Origin of the sequence: Paraburkholderia polaris (assembly GCF_012927345.1) — a bacterium.
GTDB classification, from domain to species: Bacteria; Pseudomonadota; Gammaproteobacteria; order Burkholderiales; family Burkholderiaceae; genus Paraburkholderia; species Paraburkholderia polaris.
Genome location: NZ_JABBGJ010000001.1, coordinates 98,970 through 120,369, shown reverse-complemented (window position 1 = coordinate 120,369; position 21,400 = coordinate 98,970). Strand labels below are relative to the sequence as shown.

17 protein-coding genes are annotated in these 21,400 nt (G+C 60.0%); 8 read left to right on the top strand and 9 right to left on the bottom strand.

Features of this window, described 5'->3' with window-relative positions:
- Window positions 1–38 precede the first annotated feature (38 nt).
- The 9 genes from HHL24_RS00475 to HHL24_RS00435 form a co-directional block, all read right to left on the bottom strand.
- Window positions 39–1,973 (bottom strand): putative bifunctional diguanylate cyclase/phosphodiesterase, encoded by a 1,935-nt coding sequence (locus HHL24_RS00475; protein WP_169483421.1) that lies wholly within the window; start codon window positions 1,971–1,973, stop codon window positions 39–41.
- A 202-nt stretch (window positions 1,974–2,175) separates the two neighbouring features.
- Window positions 2,176–3,243 carry an alanine racemase gene (gene alr, locus HHL24_RS00470; RefSeq protein ID WP_169483420.1) on the bottom strand — a complete coding sequence of 356 codons (1,068 nt, stop codon included), beginning with the start codon at window positions 3,241–3,243 and terminating at the stop codon, window positions 2,176–2,178.
- Window positions 3,244–3,624: 381 nt separating this feature from the next.
- Entirely contained in the window at window positions 3,625–5,391 is a 1,767-nt protein-coding gene (locus HHL24_RS00465; RefSeq protein ID WP_169483419.1) for a tannase/feruloyl esterase family alpha/beta hydrolase, read from the bottom strand.
- 278 nt (window positions 5,392–5,669) lie between these two features.
- Complete coding sequence (locus tag HHL24_RS00460) at window positions 5,670–6,377, bottom strand: substrate-binding domain-containing protein (protein ID WP_169483418.1); 708 nt, start codon at window positions 6,375–6,377, stop codon at window positions 5,670–5,672.
- Between the two features lie 13 nt (window positions 6,378–6,390).
- On the bottom strand, window positions 6,391–7,074 hold the full coding sequence (gene ligK, locus HHL24_RS00455; protein WP_169483417.1) for a 4-carboxy-4-hydroxy-2-oxoadipate aldolase/oxaloacetate decarboxylase: 684 nt from the start codon (window positions 7,072–7,074) through the stop codon (window positions 6,391–6,393).
- 2 nt (window positions 7,075–7,076) lie between these two features.
- Window positions 7,077–8,102 (bottom strand): amidohydrolase family protein, encoded by a 1,026-nt coding sequence (locus tag HHL24_RS00450; RefSeq protein WP_169483416.1) that lies wholly within the window; start codon window positions 8,100–8,102, stop codon window positions 7,077–7,079.
- 66 nt (window positions 8,103–8,168) lie between these two features.
- Window positions 8,169–9,518, bottom strand: coding sequence for an MFS transporter (locus tag HHL24_RS00445; RefSeq protein WP_169483415.1), 1,350 nt, complete (start codon window positions 9,516–9,518; stop codon window positions 8,169–8,171).
- A gap of 73 nt (window positions 9,519–9,591) precedes the next feature.
- A complete protein-coding gene (locus HHL24_RS00440) occupies window positions 9,592–10,680 on the bottom strand; it encodes a porin (protein WP_169483573.1) in 1,089 nt (362 codons plus the stop codon).
- Window positions 10,681–11,184: 504 nt separating this feature from the next.
- Entirely contained in the window at window positions 11,185–12,486 is a 1,302-nt protein-coding gene (locus tag HHL24_RS00435; RefSeq protein ID WP_169483414.1) for a gallate dioxygenase, read from the bottom strand.
- Window positions 12,487–13,076: 590 nt separating this feature from the next.
- Between HHL24_RS00435 and HHL24_RS00430 the strand changes: the two genes are divergently transcribed.
- The 8 genes from HHL24_RS00430 to HHL24_RS00395 all read left to right on the top strand — a co-directional run bounded on the left by HHL24_RS00430 (window position 13,077) and on the right by HHL24_RS00395 (window position 21,338).
- The gene (locus tag HHL24_RS00430) at window positions 13,077–14,315 is read left to right on the top strand and encodes a LysR family transcriptional regulator (protein WP_169483413.1); all 1,239 of its coding nucleotides are present in this window, start codon (window positions 13,077–13,079) and stop codon (window positions 14,313–14,315) included.
- Between the two features lie 412 nt (window positions 14,316–14,727).
- Entirely contained in the window at window positions 14,728–17,100 is a 2,373-nt protein-coding gene (locus tag HHL24_RS00425; RefSeq protein WP_169483412.1) for a bifunctional salicylyl-CoA 5-hydroxylase/oxidoreductase, read from the top strand.
- Window positions 17,097–17,870, top strand: coding sequence for an SDR family NAD(P)-dependent oxidoreductase (locus HHL24_RS00420; protein WP_169483411.1), 774 nt, complete (start codon window positions 17,097–17,099; stop codon window positions 17,868–17,870). Before HHL24_RS00425 ends, HHL24_RS00420 begins: the two co-directional genes overlap by 4 nt.
- Window positions 17,867–18,424 (top strand): MarR family winged helix-turn-helix transcriptional regulator, encoded by a 558-nt coding sequence (locus tag HHL24_RS00415; protein WP_169483410.1) that lies wholly within the window; start codon window positions 17,867–17,869, stop codon window positions 18,422–18,424. The genes HHL24_RS00420 and HHL24_RS00415 overlap by 4 nt, the downstream gene beginning before the upstream one ends.
- Before the next feature lie 11 nt (window positions 18,425–18,435).
- Window positions 18,436–19,287, top strand: coding sequence for an enoyl-CoA hydratase family protein (locus HHL24_RS00410; protein WP_169483409.1), 852 nt, complete (start codon window positions 18,436–18,438; stop codon window positions 19,285–19,287).
- A gap of 28 nt (window positions 19,288–19,315) precedes the next feature.
- Entirely contained in the window at window positions 19,316–20,506 is a 1,191-nt protein-coding gene (locus tag HHL24_RS00405; protein ID WP_169483572.1) for an acyl-CoA dehydrogenase family protein, read from the top strand.
- On the top strand, window positions 20,503–20,946 hold the full coding sequence (locus HHL24_RS00400) for an acyl-CoA thioesterase (protein ID WP_169483408.1): 444 nt from the start codon (window positions 20,503–20,505) through the stop codon (window positions 20,944–20,946). The genes HHL24_RS00405 and HHL24_RS00400 overlap by 4 nt, the downstream gene beginning before the upstream one ends.
- Window positions 20,943–21,338: a RidA family protein gene (locus tag HHL24_RS00395; RefSeq protein WP_169483407.1), complete on the top strand. Its 396-nt coding sequence runs from the start codon at window positions 20,943–20,945 to the stop codon at window positions 21,336–21,338. Before HHL24_RS00400 ends, HHL24_RS00395 begins: the two co-directional genes overlap by 4 nt.
- The last annotated feature ends 62 nt before the right edge of the window (window positions 21,339–21,400 follow it).

The following is a 21,400-nucleotide window of genomic DNA, read 5'->3' as shown; positions in this document are numbered from 1 at the left end:
CCAACGCCGCGGACTCCTCAACGTTTCAACGCTACCGCTCACGCCTTATCCGCGGAGTAGGTGGCAAGCGTTCTTTCGAGGTGCGGAATCTCCTCACCCCGGACCGACTTGCCCAGCAGAAAACCCTGAGCATGTGTGCATCCGCAGACACGCACAAAATTCAACTGTTCCTGCGTCTCGATGCCTTCCGCCGTGGTCGGTATGCCGATTTCCCGTGCCAAAGCCACAATCCCGCGAACCACGGCCGCGGATTCGCGCCGATGCACGGACTCCTTCACGAACGAACTGTCGATCTTGAGTTTGTCGAATGAGAAGCGCACGAGCGTCGACATGGTTGAAAACCCGGTGCCGAAGTCGTCGAGCGCGAGGCCAATTCCCAACGCGCGAAGCTTCTCGACGTTGTGCCGCGTGACGATATCGTCGCTCAACAACACCGTTTCCGTGACTTCGATATTCAGACGCGCCGGCGGCAACCCCGTCCTGCCAAGAATCGCAGCGACCGTCGACGCGAACGATTCCTCCCGCAATTGCACCGGCGAAACGTTCACCGCGACGGTCACTGCATCACGCCAGGTGGCAGCTTCCGTGCATGATTGCAGCAAGGCCCACTCGCCGAGTGCGAGGATGAGGCCGGTACGTTCCGCGGTGGGAATAAATGCGGAGGGAGAAAGCTCGCCGCGAGTCGGGTGCGTCCAGCGAAGCAGCGCCTCGCGGCCGGAAATCGTGCCGTCGTCGAGATCGATAATCGGCTGGTACTCCATGCGCAAACCGCTATAAGACTGCATTGCGCCTTCCAGATCGCTTCGCAGTAGGCTCAAACTTTCGTCGGATGCGTGCCTGACAGCATCGAAGATAGCGAAAGCGCTCTTGCCACTGCGTTTGACCGAGTACAACGCGCGGTCCGAGCAGATCAGCAATTGCGGCCCCGTCTTTGCGTGCTCCGGATAGAGCGAGACGCCCACGCTCGCACCGATATGCACCCACGCCTCGCTCAATGCGAAAGGACGCGCCAGGGTTTTGACGATGCGCTCTGCGAGCAAATGGACGTCGCGAGTCAACGCCGTGCCGTCGGAAATGGCGACGAACTCGTCGCCGGCCAGACGTCCGACCAGGTCGTCGGGCGGCAGTACTTCACGCAACCGAATCGCGGCCTCCTGAAGGATCTGATCGCCGGCGGCATGGCCTAGGCTGTCATTGATCGCCTTGAAGCCGTCGAGGTCGATCAGTAGAACCGCGAATCGATGATCCTTCTGTAAAGAACCTGCCGCGGTGCGCTCCAGCAGAAGCTCCGTAATCCGAGCGCGGTTGGGCAGGCCGGTGAGACTGTCCTCGTGAGCGAGCCGATGACTGTTTTCGCGCGCCAACAGTAACGCAACGGTGTCGCGATTGCTGCGCAATGCCACGGTAAAGAAACCCGCCGCACAAAACGGCGCCTGAAACAGCAGCACGAGCTTGCCGGAGCCCGGAGAAAGCGCCGCCCCCCAACCCAATAGCCCGAGAATGAAGGAAATCTGAAGAAGCACCAGCCGGGGTGTGCCGGCGTTGCGTCCGGCCAATCCACCGATCACGCCCACGGCGCAAACGTTGCCGAGCAGAAAAAGCGTCTGATTTCCGCTGGTATTGCACAAAAAGGTGCCGAAGCCGAATAAAGCCGCCCAGAGAAGGCTTGCAAAGAGAAAGGCTGAGGTAGGGGTTGGCAGGTTGCGGGCGCAGCGCCGGCAGCACAGCCAGATCAACGTGAGACGCGCAATCAGCAGCGCGACTACGGCGCCGCCCCACGCCGCGTAAAGGGCTCTTGGATACAGATAATAGGCCGTTGCGCAGACACTGAGTTCGCAGATCGATGCAAATACAATCGATGCAGTTCGAGTGAACAGGTTGGCAAGCAATATTTGCCGGTTGTCGGCGCTCAGGTTCTGAGCGGAGGACACAACCCACTTGAAAAATGGAGACCTTGGTTCGCTGAAAGCCATGACCTACGCATTTTTAATGGTTTGTTGATCGAATAGTACGCGCCTCGCGATTATTACGTAAACACAAAATGTCCGGTGTAACGTTATAGCACTGCTTTAGAAACCACGACGCCTATACAGCAACGAGGGTGCGCCGCATCTCAGCCGAAGACGTGATTATCCCTTGCGGATTGCCTCACGCTCCGGCGAGAAAGAAGGTCATTCAGGCGACTTCTACAGGCACCCGTTTTGCCAAGGCGCACATCAGTTCGTACCCGATCGTTCCCGAAGCGTGAGCGACGTCATCGATCTTGACCTGGTCGCCCCATAGCTCGACCTTTGAACCGATCTGCGCCTGCGGGCATGGCGTCAGGTCGACGGTAAGCATGTCCATCGAAACGCGGCCCACCACTTGCGTCATGACGCCGTCGATAGCGATTGGTGTACCCGTCGATGCGTGCCGGGGGTATCCGTCCGCATACCCACATGCGACCACACCAATGCGCATTTCACGAGTCGCAGCGAAGGCACGGCCATAACCAACTGTTTCCTGCGCCGACAATGACTGCACACCAATCACTTCGCTCTTGAGCGTCATTGAAGCACGCAAGCCCACGTCGTCAATGTGGCGCGACTGTCCGGTGGGCGACCCGCCGTAAAGCACAACACCCGGGCGTACCCAATCACGATGCGCTTGGGGATGCCACAGAACGGCCGCTGAATTCGCGAGGCTTCGTTGGCCCGGCATGTCGTGCGTCACCGCATCGAAGCGATCCATCTGCCATGCCACGTCGCCGTCGTCAGCGTTCGCGAAGTGGCTCATCAACGTGATGTCCGCGATGCCCGGAATCGATCTCGCCTGCTCCCACGCGTCTCGGTACGCGTCGGGCCGGAATCCAAGGCGATTCATCCCTGAGTTCATCTTCAGATGCACGTGGACGCGCTCACGTGACGACGACAGGCGCAACAGATCGAGTTGCTCACGGCAGTGCACAGCCATGGAAAGATCGAACTGTTGGGCGATTTGCACGTCACCTGGCTTGAAAATGCCTTCCAGAAGCAGAATCGGCTTGGTCCAACCCAACTCACGCACACGGACCGCTTCGTCGAGATCGAGCAGCGCGATACCGTCGGCATTCGCGAGTGCAGGGAAAACGCGATCGATTCCGTGTCCGTAGGCGTTGGCTTTGACCACGGCCCAAGCCCGTGATCGAGGTGCCCGTTGCTTGACGATGGAAAGGTTGTGGCTGACTGCGGCGGGATGAATCTGTGCAACGATCGGGCGTGGCATAGGAGGCGTTGAGGGCTTGTTTGGAAAGGGAATGGATGCCCGTTGCTAAGGACCGGTGTTATGGCCAACAGGCAGCTTTTTCCACTATCGTATCTAGCACTAGCCAGTTTTTGTTACTGTATTGCTTTGATTTTTGGGTTTATTTGCCGGCCGCTTGTTGCTGCTTGAAATCCGCCACGGTGGTTCTTGAGGTCGGTCCCGGTCGATGTGCGCGATCAGCCAGCACGAGTCCAGCAGATGTCAAACAGCGATTTCGCCCAGATTGTTCGCAACAGTTAGCCTGCCCGTAGCCTGGTCTGAAGACTCACGGCGATTGCGTGTGCGGGGTGGGCCGGCTCCGAAGAGCCGGCCGGTGATTCCGTTAGAAGGAAGGGAACCTGCTTACGGAGCCGCTACACCCTCCGTCGTCGCCGTGTACGGCGAGTAGAAGCTAATGCCGGCCCAGGTAGGCGTCGGGGCGTTATACAGCGGTGCGCCCTGGGTATAGTTGGCGCCGTTGTGCCAGTCGCCAGTACCGGTGTACTGGGGGACCGCCGGATACGGGTACATCGGGCGCGAGGCGGTCACGACGTTCGACGAATTGGTCTGATACGTCATGACGGCATTCGGAGCGCTGCCCTGCTCGACCCAGCCGGTGATCTGCGTCACCAGGTCGATGTTGGGGAAGCCCTCGCCGCCGCCGCAGTGGCCGACGCCCGGCACGAGATACAGGCGCGCGAACGCGTCCACGTTCGATGCGCCCATCGTGTTTTGCATGGCCTCGTAGTAGTTGATCGTGAAGAGCGGCGAGATGTGCTGGTCAGCCCAGCCGTGCCACAGGATCAGCTTGCCGCCCGCTTTCTGGAAAGCGGACAAGTCGGGGTTAGTCGCATCCATCAGCGGATGGTTAGCCTGCAGGAAGTTCGGATAGAAGCTCGCGTCCTGATAGCCGAAGGTGTCGATGTTCGGCATGCTCGGTGAACCCGTGAAAATCAGGTTGTAAGCACCGGTCACGATCGAGTAGCTGAACAGACCCGTAACAGGCACGGGCGTGGCCGTCGAGTTCGTGGTCGGCACTTCGACGCCAATCCAGTTGATTTCCGAACCCAACTGCGGCGAACCGGCCAGCATGCGTTCACCGGTAGTGGCATCCATTGGGCCGCCGTAGATCTTGCTGGCGGTGGAGACTTCGGCAGCAGTCAGGCAGCTTGCGGTGTTCGTCGCGCCGTTCGGGCACTGGATCGATGCCGGGTCGAAATTGCACATACGCGGATCGGTCAGCAGGCCGTCAGGCACGCCGGGCTGGCCACCGCAGGCAGCAACGACCGCCTTGTGCAGCACGGCAACCTTGTCGGCATAGAGCACGGCATTGCCGGTGCTAGTGCCGGTGGTGCTGTTCGATTCCACACTCCAGCCGTGATACAGCGAGTTCTGAATCTGGAAGTGCGCGGCCGGGGCACCGGCGACGATGCCGTTGTAGTCGCTCGGATAGCGCTGCGCGGCCATCAGGGCTTCGCGGCCACCGTCAGAGCAACCCACGAAGTACGAGTACTTCTGCGCCTGCCCGTAATAGGTCTGAATGAGCTTCTTCGCCGCGAGCGTCGTGATGTGCTGGCCGCGATAGGCAAAGTCAGCCTGCTGTTGCGGATTCGTGGTCCAGGCGGAACTCTGGCCCGAGTGGCCCATGTCGGTCGCTGCCGTCACGAAGCCGCCCTTCTGCACCAGCGGGCAGGTGTAGCTGAAGCTGAACGAGCTTTGCTGCGTCGGATCGCTCAAGTTGCCGCACAGCCCACCGCAGCCCAGTTCCGCGAAACGTTGCGTGTAGGTGCTGACAGGCAGGGCCACCTCGAAGGTGTTCGAGGGTGCAAGCGTGCCCTTCACTGTGCAATAGTTGACGGTGGCGCCATTGACGGTGGCGGCGGTGACGGTAGCCGAGGTAATCGTACTACCCGCACCGCCGATGTCGCTGATGTCCACCGAGGCCAACTTCGAACAATCGACAACCGGGGCAACGACGGATAGCGGGGTATTGGCGGCACTGGTGCTGGCACTACTGCCACCGCAGGCGGCGACAATGGTCGCGGTAACGCAGATTGCGAACAGTGTCAGCAGCGAACCTGCACGCGTACGGGCGCGAGCGAGCAACCCTAGGGGATGCCGAGTTTTCATGCTTGTCTCCATGACTTGTCTCTTCTGTCGGATATCAGAACCGTCCCTGTACGCCGTGAGCACACGACGCACTTGCGATGACGGCGTAATTATTTAATATTCCTTATTTATATGATGGCTCTACGCCTCCCATTTGGCATGCTTCGGCTCCCATTTTTTATCGCATGATCCATGCATGCAGTTCAATTGTTTAATGTTAAATGTATTAGTTATTCTAAATACATACCCAACACATAGCGCGGCACGCTTTGCATCGATACCGCGCGCTCTGGATTACCTCACACTGACTCCATTCCGTGCGCAAGCTTGGCCGAAGCCGCTTGAGGCGAGACCAGGAACGAGATGAGCGCCTGCGCTTCGCTCGTCTGCTCAGACACCGTGCAAACCGCAGCCGAGAAAACAGTGACGAGCTGGATTTCAGGCGGCAGCGTCCCGACGACATCGATGCCAGGAAGGTGCATCAGCTCGCTCAGTTGCTGGAAACCGAGCTCGACTTCCCCGCTCGCGACAAGGGAGCCCACTGGAACGCCGGGCGGAGCCTGCACGATGCGCGGCGTGATCGTCTCGGCAATGCCCCATCGCTCGAACAGACGCAATAGTTGCGAACCGCTGGGACCGCTGGAGTAGCCGATGCTGCGCGCGGCCAGAACGGCGTCGCGAACAGCTGCTTCACCAGCGATGTCCGGCTGCGTCGCTCCGGCCGCCACGGCAATCGCCACGCCCGAGCGGGCTACGTCTGCCAGACTGCCCGGAACGATCCGGCCGGCCGCAGCCAGCCGATCGATAGCCTCGGCCGCCAGCACCACAATATCGAACGGCTCGCCGTCCAGAACGCGCCGAGCCGCCTCGACCCCTCCGACAGATTCGATTAACACCCGTTGCCGCGAATGTCGCGCGTATTGTTCGACGAGATCGGCCAGCACGTTGCGGGTAGCCATCGAGGAGATACCGGTGATCGCGTGGCTCATGGTTGGTTCGATGACCATGCTTGCGACCCTTTCAGTCCACGTAACGCAGTCCGGCCTGTCGCAACGGCTCGCGCATGTTGTACATATCCAGGCCCAGCACGCCAGAGGCAAGCTTCGCGCGCTTCTCCGCTTCATTGGCTTCACGCGCAGCCGCCTTTTCGAGAACCTTTTGCGCCGAGGCCGCAGGTACGACGACCACACCGTCATCGTCGGCCACGACAACATCGCCAGGATTCACCAGCGCGCCTGCGCATATCACGGGTATGTTCACCGAACCAAGCGTCGCCTTGACCGTCCCTTTGGCAGAGATTGCCTTGCTCCATACCGGGAACTTCATGTCGGTCAGCACGCGTATGTCACGCACGCCACCATCGAGGACCAGCCCCCGTGCACCGCGAGCCTGAAAGCTCGTCGCCAGCAGGTCGCCGAAATAGCCGTCCGTACAATCCGTCGTAACCCCGGCAATGACAATATCGCCTGGCAGGATCTGCTCCGCCGCGACATGCAGCATCCAGTTGTCGCCCGGTTGCAGCAGCACCGTGACTGCCGTGCCGCCAGCCTGTGCGCCGGCATAGATCGGCCGCATGTAGGGTTTCATCAGCCCAGTACGTCCCATTGCCTCGTGCACCGTTGCAGCCCCGAGAGCACCGAGTTTCGCGGCGACGTCGCCGTCTGCCCGCTGAATGTTGCGATACACAACGCCAAGCTCAACCATGATCAATGCCCCTTCGCTTTCAATGCTGCATTCAGACGCGGGTAGACACGTCGCGCGTTACCCTCGTAAATCTTGTACCGTTCATCCGCATCGATGTGCGCCGCCTCGATGTAGCGTTTCGTGTCGTCGAAATAGTTGCCGGTCTCCGGATCGATGCCGCGCACCGCCCCAATCATCTCGCTGGCAAACAGAATGTTGTCCACGGGAATCACGCGCGTGAGCAGGTCGATGCCCGGCTGGTGATAGATGCAGGTATCGAAGAAGACGTTGTTGAGCAGATGTTCCGTCAGTAGCGGCTTCTTCAGCTCCTGGGCGAGCCCACGAAAACGACCCCAGTGGTACGGGACAGCGCCACCGCCATGCGGGATCACAAAGCGCAGGCTTGGAAAGTCCCGGAACAGGTCCGACGTCAGGCACTGCATGAAGGCAGTCGTATCCGCGTTCAGGTAGTGCGCGCCGGTCGTGTGAAAGCATGCGTTGCAGCTCGTGCTCACATGGATCATCGCGGGGATGTCGTACTCGACCATCTTCTCGTAGATCGGATACCAGTAGCGATCCGAGAGCGGCGGGCTGGTCCAATGGCCACCCGACGGGTCCGGATTCAGATTGATCGCTACATTGCCGTACTGCTCGACACACCTCACCAGTTCGGGAATGCAGGTAGCGACGTCCACGCCCGGGCTTTGCGGAAGCATCGCAGCCGGAATGAAATGCTCCGGAAAGAGCTGGCTCACCCGGTAGCAGAGTTCGTTACAGATGGCGGCCCACGTGCTCGACACTTCGAAGTCGCCAATGTGATGCGCCATGAAGCTCGCACGCGGACTGAAAATGGTCAGATCGAGGCCGCGCTCGCGCATCAACCGGAGCTGGTTGCTTTCGATCGACTCCCGCAACTCGTCGTCGCCGATCCGCAATTCGGACACCTTCGGCCTATCCGACGGATTGTTGATGCCTGCGATCTGGCGGTTGCGCCACATCTCCAACGCTTTTGGCGCGGTGGTGTAGTGGCCGTGGATGTCGATGATCATTGTTGCTCCAAGCAGCTAAATTGATTACTGGCGCGATGCCACGAGTGGCATCGCCCGATTACTTCGTCAATGTGCCGTGTTGGGCTGCACAGCCGGCTCGCCGGCCCTCGCCCGTTGGGCCAACAGAATGGCGACCGCAGCCAGCGTTGCGGGCACGGCTAGCATCGCGAGAATCGCCCCGAACTGCAGACCGAATCCGAGCAGCGCGCCACCTATTGCGGAGCCGAAAATGCTCCCGAATCTACCCATGCCCAGCATCCAACTGACTCCGGTTGCGCGTGCAACGGTCGGGTAACGGCTCGGTGCAAACGCATTCAGCCCCGTCTGCGCGCCGCTCATGCAGAAGCCCGCAGCGAACACCAGCAGCGCCAGCGAGGACGACAATGCACCGATCCACGCTAACGCAAGCACGCACAGACCACCGCCAAGGTAGGCCGCACTGATGACGGGCGCCGGCCGCACTTTGTCCATCATCCAGCCGACAAGAATGGCGCCGATCGTTCCGCCGATCTGAAACATTGCCGTCACATTGGCTGCTGAAGTGACTGTCAATCCGGCATCCTTCATGAGCGTCGGCAACCAGCCCGTCAACAGATAGATGACGAGCAGGCCCATGAAATAGGTCACCCAAAGCGCCGCCGTCATGACGCCATAACCCTGCGCAAAGAGTACGCCGATCGGTTTGCGCGTTGGCAATGGCGGTTCGTTGGAAACGAAAACCTCGCCGCCGGAGAACCGCGCGCCGCACACCCGGCCCAGAACCGCGCCGATACGCTCGGGAGATGCGCCGCGCACCGCGAGCAGGCGGGCCGACTCCGGCAGTAGCCACACTTGCAGCGGGATCAATGCCAACGGCAGAGCGCCACCGAAGATCAACACCGAACGCCAGCCATGTTCCGGAATCAGCCAGCCGGCTGCAAAACCGATCAGGGCCGAACCCAGATTGAAGCCGGTGAACATGATCGTGATCAACAGCGAACGCTTGCGCTGAGGTGCGTACTCCGACAGCAGCGTCGTCGAGTTAGGCATCGCGGCGCCCAGGCCGATGCCCGTCAGCAAACGCAGGGTGGCCATTTCCATAGGCGACTGGGTAAAGGCCGTCGCGATTGTGAACACGCCGAAGAGGAAAACGGAGGTAATCAGCACCCACTTACGGCCGATACGGTCCGACGCAGGTCCTGCGCCCAGAGCACCGATCACGAGACCAAGCGGCGCCGCGCTCATCACCAGACCGAACGCTGGGCGCGAAATCCCCCAGTCGTGGATGATCGAAGGTGCCACGAAGCCCATGATGGCCACGTCCATGCCATCGGCAGTCACCACGAGAAAACACAGCGCCACCAGTAGCCACTGGTAAGGCGAGATGGATCTTCCGTCGATAAAGGCCTTGATATCAATTGTCTTTCCGCTAGTCATTCGTTCCTCCTGTCTCCTTGCCGCCTGCTTCACGTAAGGCGACGATCCTGAGTTGGTCTGCAACCGCGTCTATTTAGAAGCGAGTGTGAATGCCCACTCGTGCAATCGCCTGGGTGGCGCTGCTGGATGCGCCGTCCGAACTGTTCATGCCGTTGATCTGTGCTTGCGCTCCAGAATTGGCGCGCTGATAAAGACCAAGTACATAGACGCTCGTACGCTTGGACAACGCGTAGTCGACGTTGGCGCCGATCTGATGAGCGTGGTTGTTGTCGACAGTCGAGTTGCCTTTCATGTACATGTACGAAGCCCCGGCGCTGAGTGCCGGTGTGAAGTTGTAATGCGCGCCTACGGAGCCTTCGTATACCGCCGCGCCGTTTGCGGTGTTATGAACCGTTGTGAACAGCGCATTCGTGATCCATGAGCCAAAGTGGTAATGCACGCCGGCGCCCCAGTTGCGCACGCTGACATCGGGCGAGCCTGCCGTGTAGTACTTGATGTTCGTGAACGCCGCGTTTGCTCCGAACGATCCCGCGGCGTAATTCAGAGCGAAGCTCTGCGAATTGCCTGCCCCGATGGACCCCGCCACACCGCCGAACCCATACATAGCCCCTGCACTGAAACCACCGAAAACAGGCGACACGTATTTCACGGAATTCGCAATGCGCTCACCGGCCATGCGATCCCAGTCAAAAGCTCCCGTGGGATTCTGCGGCAGGGCCAGCTTCTGGAACGGGCCCGCGCGGAAATCATAAAAGTGCCCCGAGATTTCGGCCGGGTCGTCGCCAGCGAAGTAGAGCGAATCCGTCATAAAGTCGTACTGGTTACCGAGGGTGATCTTCCCAGCACGGTCGTTGACCAATCCAACGAACGAGGTGCGGCTGAAAAGACTCGAGTTCGGCATGAACTGTCCGTTGTCCACCTGAAATTGATCTACCAGCTCAAAAATAGCCTTGGTGCCGCCGCCAAGATCTTCCACTCCTCTGAAGCCCCACAGATTCGGTCCGTTGACCCCATCGTCCATCTTGACGTTGTGGTTGCCTGCTTGATTGCTTACGTAGCTAATGCCCGTGTCGATCAAACCAAACAGCGTAATGCTGCTCTGGGCGTGAGCTCCTGTGGCAGCAAAGGTGATGCCCAACAGGGCCAGCGAGATTTTTTTTATATTCTTCACAAAGTCTCCTTACAATTTAATTAGTTTTACTAATTTCACTACCTATTGACTATTCCATATCCGAAGCACGGACCTGGAAACTCACTTCTACTTGGTGAGGCAGACCCGAGCTGCACAGTTACGACGCGAAACAGTCGCACCGGGTCAATATAGTTGGCTTACCCTGCTTTCGAAATAGGTCGGGGGATGCTGAGCGGGACAAACGGAAAGCGCTGAACATCGTTTTCGATACAAGGGTTTTCATGCATCCGACAATCCCACCCATGGCACGGCACAAGCACTGAATTCAATAACCCATTGATACTTATCTATTTTTTTGCATTTTTGATGAGAGACTCAGAGGGTTGCCGCTGAGTCTCGATGACATGTTTAGGTCCTGTACATGAGGCCGGCTACTCCGATTCGATAAATAAAACAGATGGCATTCTGTGGTACTTGGCAAGGCGGTCGGTGAAAAAAGCGGCGCGTCGGTATCACGCCACTCCAATCCATTTCTTAACTCTCCCCTTTCTCCGCACCATCCCAGTCGAGTTTTCCAGCGGTCTTTCCCGCCACCGAGTACAGCGCTCCCGGCGCATTACGGGTGCGCTGGAAGGCCTCCAGCGTTTCCCCGCGCATTGCAGCGTAGATGTGAAGGTTCGACACGCCGGTCACCGCGCCTAGCTTCTCAAGCATGAAGAAGATCACACCGTAGTGCAGCAGGCCGCGCCAATCGCGACGGCGGATCAGGTCCCGCTCTTCCTCAGTCAAGGCCGCCGCCTCAAAACTCGCCGCCGGATTGCTCATGAAAGCTTCGCGATGCGCTGGTTCCACCATCCGGTGAAGATAATCGTTGATCCGATAGGCCCGCACGGCCACTTCGATTGAGAACGGATAGGTGCCCTCGATCTTCTCGACGCCATTGAGCTGAATCGCCATCCGCTGCCGGTGGCGCTCTACGACTGAAGGCTTCGTCTCACTGTCTTCGCCTTCGTAGATTGCGGTCGCGATGCCAGCCATCGACGGCAAGTAGTAGCTGCGGTGCTTGCAAACGACGTTGGACGACAACGCGCCTCGCATCGTCAGCCACATGATCACTTCCGCGCCCTCGAAGCCGCCCAGTTCCGCATATTCGGCAATCGTCATCTCAGCCAGTTTCTCAGGATCGCTCTCGAAGAGATCGAGAAAACGCTGGTCCCAGTCCGTGTTATTGAAGCCCGCGCGCTCTCCATGCACCTGATGCGACAGGCCACCCGTTGCGACGATCGCGACTTTTAGATCCTCTGGATAACTCTCGATTGCGCGTCTCAATGCTTTCCCGAGCTTGTAAAACCGCCGCGCGCTCGGAACGGGCAGTTGCAGCACGCCCATCTGCAGCGGCACGAGTTTCACTGGCCATTCAGGTGCGTGTGGGCAGAGCATCGATAAGGGCGAAAAGCAGCCGTGATCGAGCGCCTTGTTCTGGAAAAAGGACATGTCGAATTCGTCGGTCATCAGCGAGGTGCCGATGTGCGCGGCCAGCCCCGGATGCCCTTTGATAGGCGGCAGGTCCCGTGCGCCGCCCCCCTCGTCGGCAACATGCCACTCAGACCCCACGCCTAGCGTAAATGCCGAATAGTGGTCGAAGAAAAACGAGGTGACATGATCGTTGTAGATGACCAGCAGCACGTCAGGACGCTTTTCGGCAAGCCAGTCGGCCACCGGCGCGAAATTTTCGAAGATCGGTGCCCACACTGGATCGTCGCGCTTGTTCTTGTCGAAAGCAAAGCCGATGGTGGGTGTGTGCGAGGCGGCGATGCCGCCAATGATCCGTGCCATGCCAGTACTCCTCAAAAAAACTTATATAACCGCCAGTCGCGGCCCCACCGATGGCGAGTGCAGGACAAAATGCTTGCTGATGAACCGGCGACAGCGGAGCCCGGCATAAGTCGTGGCAGTGGGCGGCTGGTGTGACGTTCCGATACGAGCGCCGAATGAGCCCGCCAGGTTCTTGCCTCCCTTACTTTGCGCAGCGCATACTCTGTGCCGCGCCTACTCATGCGCAGATTGAATGGGTACGGCGGCCAGTAAGGCTATCCATTGCACTCACTTTGCGATACAAATATAGGGATTACGGGGGCCCTCAGGAAGGGGAGGGTAAACCACGTTCAATCGCTGTCATACGGCCTGCAACATGGCTTTTTACTGATTGTCAGCTTTGCCGTACCCCCGTAAACCGCAACGCATCAGGCACATTGGAGATCCCAAGCGCGCATAACCCATCCGAGACGGCTGTCGATATTCGCCGGCACGCCATAAATGGAATAGATACCTCATAAACCAGATCGCAATCCAGTTTGCAAAAGCGTAGTGGCATCGACATTGAAGCTCGCCCCAATAATCAAGGTCTGCCAGCAGGCTCGCCATCCATGAGCAACAACGAACTCCTCAACCTGTCGCAATTGCGCGCGTTCCGGCTGGTCGCCGATACGGGCAGCGCAACGCGTGCGGCCGCCACGCTCTTTCGCGCCCAGTCTGCCGTGACACGTTCCGTGCAAGAGTTGGAATCGGCACTCGGCGAGCCGCTTTTCGACCGCAGCCCCTCGGGCATGCTTCCGACACCGGTCGGCCGCGCTGTTCTGAAGCGTTGCGAGCGGATCTTTGCCGAGTTGGAAGAACTCGCGCAATGGTGTTCGGCGAGACAGGCACGCCGCCGGCCTGCAGTGGAAGGCGCGTTGCCGGCGTATCTGCTCAACACACGGCGGCTTCAGTTGTTTATCGCGCTTGCCCGCCATCGGCACATGCAGAGCGCGGCTAAGACCTTCGGTATCACCCAGCCGGCGGTAAGCACGGCGATTCGCGTGCTGGAAAGCGGCGCCGGCCTGATTCTGTTTCATCGCAGCCCGCGCGGCATTCAGCTCACGACGGAAGGCGAGACGTTTCTATTACGCGTGCGCCGTGCGCTGAACGAGTTAAGGCATATACCCGACGATATCGCGGCAACGCACGGCAAGATCCAGGGCACCGTAACGGTCGGCGCGTTACCGCTCGGGCGCACGTTGATCCTGCCCAAAGCGATAGCGCGGATGACCAAAGAGAATCCACGCGTGCATACCATCACCAACGAAAGCGCCTACGAGGCACTGGTCGCGGATCTACGTGCGGGCGACATCGACTTTATCCTCGGCGCGCTGCGGGACAATGACGCCTCGAGTGGTTTGAAAAACGAGCGTCTAATGTCGTCGGATATGGCGCTGCTGGTGCGCCGCGATCATCCGCTCGCGCACACGCGCGATCTGACCATTGTGGATATGCGCGGCGCACAGTGGGTGCTGCCGCGCAGCAATGCCCCGGCTCGTGCGCTCTTCGAAGCGCAGTTCAAGCGGATGAAAGTGAAGCCGCCCACGCCGACCGTCGAGACAGCGGACCTCGCCGTGATTCGCGGGTTGCTGTTCGACACGGACATGATCGCAGCACTGTCGGCACACCAATTACATTTGGAGATTCAATCGGGACAATTGGCGGTTCTGGATGTCAAGTTACACAATACCCGGCGCGACATCGGTCTAACCATGCGCTCGACCGGCAACCCTTCTCCTGCAGCGCGGGCGTTGATCGATGCGATCCGTTTGTCCGTTGTCGACGTTGCGCGTACGACCAGCGGCTGAAGTTTGTCAACTCGTCTAACGTTATCAACGCCGGCTTCGAAGCCGCCAGTATCGATCTTGATGATGTCGACGTGGCGCCCGCCGATGATGTCGTCGGTGTACATCACCTGTGTCTTACCGCCTTGTCCGATCTCATACGACGTGATGCCGAGCGAGTTCCGCTGTGCCGACGCCGAAAGCAGCCTCGGTTCAGCGCCCGGGGGGTATTTCGCAAGAGACGGAGGCAAGTTATCCCATCCCACATCGTAGGATCCGCACCAAAATCGTGACACTGTTTATTTTCCGCTGACACTTTTTATTTCTACGATCATCACTATTCCTTCAGCCCGCCCCACCCTCACCATTTACTTGACATCTAAACTATATAGACCTAAATTACCCTCCAGAGCAAAGTCCACGTGGGAGAGTCAGCATGCGCATCGTCTGTATCGGCGGCGGCCCGGCCGGGTTGTACTTCGGCTTGTTAATGAAGGGCCGGAACCCGGCTTATGACGTCACGGTGGTCGAACGCAACCGCCCTTACGACACCTTCGGCTGGGGCGTCGTATTCTCCGACCAGACGCTCGGCAACCTGCGCGCCGCCGACGCCCCGAGCGCGGACGCGATCCTCGACGCCTTCAATCACTGGGACGACATCGAGATCAATTTCCGCGGCAAGCAGATTCGCTCGTCGGGCCACGGCTTCTGCGGCATTGGCCGCAAACGTCTGCTGAATATCCTGCAGGCGCGCTGCGAAGAGCTGGGCGTCAAGCTGGTTTTCGAAACCCAGGTCACGGACGACACAACCTACGAGGCCGACCTGATCGTCGCCTGCGACGGCGCCAACAGCGCAGTCCGTCAGAAGCACGCGGCCACCTACAAGCCCGCGATCGACATGCGCGATTGCCGCTTCGTCTGGCTCGGCACCAAGAAACTCTTCGACGCCTTCACGTTCGCCTTCGAAGAAACCGAGTTCGGCTGGTTCCAGGCCCACGCTTATCGCTTCGACGATCAGACATCCACCTTCATTGTCGAAACACCGGAGCATGTGTGGCGCGCCGCCGGGCTCGACGAAATGAGCAAGGAAGACAGCATCGCGTTCTGCGAGAAGCTGTTCGCCAAGTATCTGGACGGCAACGCGCTGCTATCAAATGCCGCGCATTTGCGCGGGTCATCGCAGTGGATTCGCTTCCCACGCGTGGTCAACGAGGAATGGGTGCATTGGCGTGGCAACGCCGATGGCACGCAAACCCCAATCGTGCTGATGGGCGACGCAGCGCACACTGCGCACTTCTCCATCGGCTCGGGCACCAAGCTCGCGCTCGAAGATTCGATCGAGCTCGCCAACAGCATCGGCTCGCATCCGGGTGATTTGCCCGCTGCGTTGAAGCACTACACGGATGTCCGCAGCATCGACGTACTGCGCATCCAGAACGCCGCGCGCAATTCGACGGAGTGGTTCGAGCATGTCGACCGCTATACGTCGTTCGAGCCGGAACAGTTCGCGTATTCGCTGCTTACTCGCTCGCAGCGTATTTCGCACGAAAATCTGCGTGAACGTGACGCGCGCTACCTATCCGGCTTCGAAGACTGGCTCGCGCACCGCTCAGGCATTGAGCGCGCGCCTGGAAAACACTCCGTCCCGCCGATGTTCACGCCCTTCACGTTGCGCGGCGTCACGCTGAAAAACCGCGTAGTCGTCTCGCCAATGGCGCAATACTCCGCCGTCGACGGTATCGCCGGCGACTACCACCTGATGCATCTCGGCGCCCGCGCCATGGGCGGCGCCGCACTGGTGATGACGGAAATGACTTGCGTGTCGCCCGAAGCGCGCATCACGCCCGCTTGTCCCGGCATGTACGCGCCGGAACATCTCACGGCGTGGAAACGCATCGTCGATCTCGTGCATGGTCAGTCGGACGCGAAGATCGGCATTCAGCTCGGGCACTCCGGCGCCAAAGGCTCGACACGCGTTGCGTGGGAAGGCATCGACCAGCCGCTCGATGAAGGCAATTGGCCGCTCGTGTCCGCTTCGCCACAGCAATACCTAAGCGGCGTCGGCCAGTACTCGCACGAAGCCACCCGTGACGAACTGCGTGAAATCGAAGCGCAGTTCGTACGCGCCACGCAAATGTCCGCGGAGGCGGGCTTCGATTGGCTCGAACTGCACTGCGCACACGGCTATTTCCTCTCGAGCTTCCTGTCGCCGTTGACCAACCAACGCACCGACGAATACGGCGGCTCGCTCGAGAACCGTCTGCGCTATCCGTTGCAGGTCTTCAAGGCAATTCGCGCAGTCTGGCCGCAAGACAAGCCGATTTCCGTACGTATTTCCGCTAACGACTGGGTCGAAGGCGGCACCACCCCTGACGACGCCGTGCAAATTGCCCGTGCCTTCAAAGCCGCCGGCGCCGACATGATCGACGTCTCGTCGGGCCAGGTCAGCAAGCAGGAAAAGCCCGTCTTTGGCCGCATGTTCCAGACGCCATTCGCCGACCGTGTGCGCAACGAAGCCGGCATCGCAACGATCGCCGTTGGCGCGATCTCGGAAGCGGACCACGTGAACAGCATCATCGCGGCGGGCCGCGCCGATCTCTGCGCGATAGCGCGGCCGCACCTGGCAAATCCGTCGTGGACGTTGAATGAAGCCGCAAAAATAGGCTATTTCGACGTGACGTGGCCGAAGCCTTACACAGCGGCCAAATCGCAACTCGAACGCAATCTCGAACGTGAGCGTGCACAGGCTGCGGCGAATGCCGGCCTGTCGCCACAAGAACGCGCGCAACGCGCAGAGGGAACCACGTGAACACGCCCACCAGAACGCTCGCAGGACAGCACGCTGTCGTCACCGGCGGCGGCAGCGGCATTGGCGCGGCAGTGGCCGAAGCGCTGCTGCGCGCCGGTGCTCACGTCACCTTGATGGGCCGCAACGCACAACGTCTCGATGTGCAGCGGGAAAATCTCAACGGGCTCGGCGAGGTCGCCTGTATCAGCGTTGACGTCACTAGCGAAGAATCGGTCGAGAAAGCATTCACACAAGCCGGCGCGATCGACATCCTTGTCAACAATGCCGGCCAGGCGCAAGCCGCGCCGTTCACACACACCGACATGGCGCTCTGGCAGCGCATGCTCGACGTGAACCTCACCGGTGTGTTCCTCGGCACGCGCGCCGTATTGCCCGGCATGCTCGAACGTGGCCACGGCCGCATCGTCAATGTCGCGAGCACGGCGGGGCAAATCGGCTATGCCTACGTCGCCGCTTACTGCGCAGCGAAACACGGTGTAATCGGCCTGACGCGTTCACTCGCGCTGGAAGTCGCGACGAAAGGCGTCACCGTCAATGCCGTGTGTCCCGGCTACACGGAGACCGAACTGCTGCACGCATCGCTCGAACAGATCACCAGCAAGACTTCACGCACCGAACAGCAGGCGCGTGAAACCTTGCTGCGCTCGAATCCGCAACATCGGTTCGTAAGCCCGGAGCAAGTCGCCAACGCCGTGCTTTGGCTCTGCCAACCCGGTTCGGACGCGATCACGGGCCAATCCATTTCCGTCTCCGGTGGAGAAGTAATGTGACCAAGTCATCGAACATCAAGAAGCCCACGGCGGCCGAAGCCAAGCCGCCGCGCAAAGGCGTCGCCAACCCAGCGGAGAACGTCGTGGATCTGGAAATGAGTACCGGCGCAGATAGTCACATGGGCCTGCGTTTGTGGCTGCGCATGCTGACCACAACCAATCTCGTGCAAGCCGAACTGCGCAAGCGCCTGCGCAACGAATTCGACACCACGCTGCCGCGTTTCGATTTGATGGCGCAACTCGAACGTCATCCGGATGGCCTGAAGATGACTGAGCTGTCGCGCCGTTTGATGGTGACGGGAGGCAACGTCACCGGCATTACCGATCAGCTCGAAAAAGAAGGGCTCGTTTCGCGCGACACCGATCCGAACGATCGCCGCTCGATCAGCGTGTGTCTGACGCCCGCAGGCCGCAAGGCCTTCGACAAGATGGCAGTCGCGCATGAGCAATGGGTCGTCGAACTGTTCGGCGGCCTGAGCCTCGACGAAAAATCACGCACTCATCAGCGCCTCGGCAAACTCAAGAAACACCTGCTCGACAGTCTGAAAGACTGAAGGAGACACTCATGACACGATCCAATGCCGACGCCCTACTGGCCGGCAACCGCCTGACACTCGCCGGTTACGAGGCGCGACATTTTGGCTGGTCGGTCGCCGACAAGGTCGCGACGATCACGCTGAACCGCCCCGAACGCAAGAACCCGCTGACGTTCGAATCGTATGCGGAATTGCGCGATCTGTTCCGGCAACTCGCCTATGCGACCGACGTCAAGGCGGTAGTGATTCACGGCGCAGGCGAGAACTTCTGCTCCGGCGGCGACGTGCACGACATCATCGCGCCGCTGATCGATCTGCCAATGCCGGAACTGTTGCTGTTCACGCGCATGACCGGCGATCTGGTCAAAGCGATGCGCCACTGCCCGCAACCCATCGTTGCCGCGGTCGACGGTGTATGCGCCGGCGCCGGCGCGATTCTGGCGATGTCGTCCGACCTGCGCTTGGGCACCGCGCGCAGCAAGCTCGCGTTTCTATTCTCACGCGTCGGCCTGGCCGGTTGCGACATGGGCGCTTGCGCGATCCTGCCGCGCATCATCGGCCAAGGACGCGCCGCCGAATTGTTGTTCACCGGCCGCTCCGCGAGCGGTGACGAAGGCCACGCATGGGGCTTCTATAACCGCCTGTGCGAACCGGCTGCGCTCCTCGCGGACGCCCAAAAGCTCGCCGCCGATCTCGTCGCCGGTCCGACTTTCGCGCACGGCATCACGAAGAAGATGCTGCACCAGGAATGGAGCATGAGCATCGACGAAGCGATCGAATCGGAAGCGCAAGCCCAGGCCATCTGCATGAGCACACGCGATTTCGAACGTGCGTATAGCGCGTTTGCCGCGAAGTCGCGTCCTGTGTTCGAGGGAGATTGAATTGAGCACTCACAGCGATAAGGGCGATATGGATCTGCACAGCGCGCTGGCCTGGCCGTTCTTCGAACCGCGCCATCGCGAATTGGCTGCGGGTATCGAAGCATGGTGCCGCGAGAATCTCCAGCATGTAGAACACGATGATGTCGACGCGACCTGCCGTCGACTTGTCCGCGAACTCGGTTCGGCAGGCTGGCTGAAATACGGTGTCGGCGGCGTTGCTTATGGCGGGAATGGCGACACCATCGACACACGCGCCGTGTGCCTGCTGCGCGAGACGCTCGCCAAACATTCCGGCCTCGCCGATTTCGCGTTGGCGATGCAAGGGCTTGGCTCAGGCGCGATCTCGCTCGGCGGCACGCATGAGCAAAAAACGCGCTATTTGCCGCGCGTGGCGAACGGTACCGCCATCGCCGCCTTCGCATTGTCGGAACCGGAAGCGGGATCGGACGTCGCGGCAATGGCATTGAGCGCACGCGAAGACGGTGACGCCTACGTACTCGACGGCGACAAGACGTGGATCTCCAACGGCGGCATCGCCGATTTCTACGTGGTGTTCGCCAGGACCGGCGAAGCGCCAGGCGCGCGCGGCATTACCGCCTTCATCGTCGATGCCGACACACCGGGTCTGGAAATCGCCGAACGCATCGACGTAATCGCGCCGCATCCGCTGGCGCGTTTGCACTTTGCCGGCGCACGCGTGCCGCGCAGCCAGATGCTCGGCGCGCCCGGCGAAGGTTTCAAGCTCGCGATGCGTACGCTGGATATTTTCCGCACGTCGGTGGCGGCTGCGTCGCTGGGTTTCGCGCGTCATGCCATGGCTGAAGGCCTCTCGCGTGCATCGTCACGCAAGATGTTCGGGCAAACGCTCGGCGATTTTCAGCTGACGCAAGCCAAGCTTGCCCAGATGGCATTGACGATCGACAGCAGCGCGTTGCTGGTCTATCGCGCGGCCTGGTTGCGCGATCAAGGCGAAAACGTCACGCGTGAAGCCGCGATGGCCAAGTGGCACGCAAGCGAAGGCGCGCAACAGGTGATCGACGCCGCCGTGCAACTCTATGGCGGCATGGGCGTGCAAAGCGGCACAGCGGTCGAGATGCTGTACCGCGAAATTCGTGCGTTGCGGATCTATGAAGGCGCGACCGAAGTGCAGCAATTGATTGTCGGCCGCGACCTCCTGAAGGCCCACGCTGCGGAAGTCATCAAGGATGCAGCGAAATGAACACGACCTTCGAAAGACCGGTCCGCATCCGCTTCCAGCACTGCGATCCCGCCGGCATCGTGTTCTTTCCGCAATATCTGGTGATGACCAACGCGTTGGTCGAAGACTGGTTCAACGAAGGCCTGCAGATCGACTATGCGCAGATGATCGCGCAACGCCGTGTCGGCTTGCCGATCGTCAAACTCGATTGTGAGTTTTCACGGCCGAGCCAGATGGGTGAAACGATCACCCTGTCACTCAACGTTACGAATGTGGGGCGCCGCTCGATCAGCATCGAGATCGTCGGCCAGCACGGCGACGAAACCCGCTTCAGCGCGAAACAGGTGCTGGTCACGACATCGCTCGAAAGCGGCACATCCATCGACATTCCCGCCGACATCGCGAGAGCACTCGCGACGTTCGCCCCACAACCCGAATCCATCGAGGCGCATCGCTCATGAAAAAATCTCTCCTTCCCGCCGGTTGGATCAAGCCGCGCGGCTACGCGAACGGCGTCGCAGCAATCGGCACGCAAGTGTTCATCGCCGGCCAGATCGGCTGGGACGAACAGGCGCGTTTTCAAACCACCGACTTCGCGCAGCAAGCGATTCAGGCGCTCAAGAACGTACTCGCCGTACTCCATGAAGCAGGCGGCAGACCCGAGCATCTGGTCCGCATGACGTGGTACGTCACTGACAAGCGCGAATACCTGGCCGCGCTAAAAGATATCGGCCGTGCCTTTCGCGAACTGATCGGCGACTACGACATCGCGATGAGCGCGGTACAGGTCGTCGCATTGATCGAAGACGAAGCCAAGGTTGAAATCGAAGCGACGGCAGTGATTCCTCAGTAAGCGCACGAAATACGAAACACCTAACCACCACGCCAACCGAAGCGCATTCAGCCGGCTCAACG

Coding starts and splice junctions, on each gene's coding strand:
- HHL24_RS00475 (WP_169483421.1), bottom strand. CDS start 1,973: ATGGCTTTCAGCGAACCAAGGTCTCCATTTTTCAAGTGGGTTGTGTCC.
- alr (WP_169483420.1), bottom strand. CDS start 3,243: ATGCCACGCCCGATCGTTGCACAGATTCATCCCGCCGCAGTCAGCCAC.
- HHL24_RS00465 (WP_169483419.1), bottom strand. CDS start 5,391: ATGAAAACTCGGCATCCCCTAGGGTTGCTCGCTCGCGCCCGTACGCGT.
- HHL24_RS00460 (WP_169483418.1), bottom strand. CDS start 6,377: ATGGTCATCGAACCAACCATGAGCCACGCGATCACCGGTATCTCCTCG.
- ligK (WP_169483417.1), bottom strand. CDS start 7,074: ATGGTTGAGCTTGGCGTTGTGTATCGCAACATTCAGCGGGCAGACGGC.
- HHL24_RS00450 (WP_169483416.1), bottom strand. CDS start 8,102: ATGATCATCGACATCCACGGCCACTACACCACCGCGCCAAAAGCGTTG.
- HHL24_RS00445 (WP_169483415.1), bottom strand. CDS start 9,518: ATGACTAGCGGAAAGACAATTGATATCAAGGCCTTTATCGACGGAAGA.
- HHL24_RS00435 (WP_169483414.1), bottom strand. CDS start 12,486: ATGGCACGGATCATTGGCGGCATCGCCGCCTCGCACACACCCACCATC.
- HHL24_RS00430 (WP_169483413.1), top strand. CDS start 13,077: ATGAGCAACAACGAACTCCTCAACCTGTCGCAATTGCGCGCGTTCCGG.
- HHL24_RS00425 (WP_169483412.1), top strand. CDS start 14,728: ATGCGCATCGTCTGTATCGGCGGCGGCCCGGCCGGGTTGTACTTCGGC.
- HHL24_RS00410 (WP_169483409.1), top strand. CDS start 18,436: ATGACACGATCCAATGCCGACGCCCTACTGGCCGGCAACCGCCTGACA.
- HHL24_RS00405 (WP_169483572.1), top strand. CDS start 19,316: ATGGATCTGCACAGCGCGCTGGCCTGGCCGTTCTTCGAACCGCGCCAT.
- HHL24_RS00400 (WP_169483408.1), top strand. CDS start 20,503: ATGAACACGACCTTCGAAAGACCGGTCCGCATCCGCTTCCAGCACTGC.
- HHL24_RS00395 (WP_169483407.1), top strand. CDS start 20,943: ATGAAAAAATCTCTCCTTCCCGCCGGTTGGATCAAGCCGCGCGGCTAC.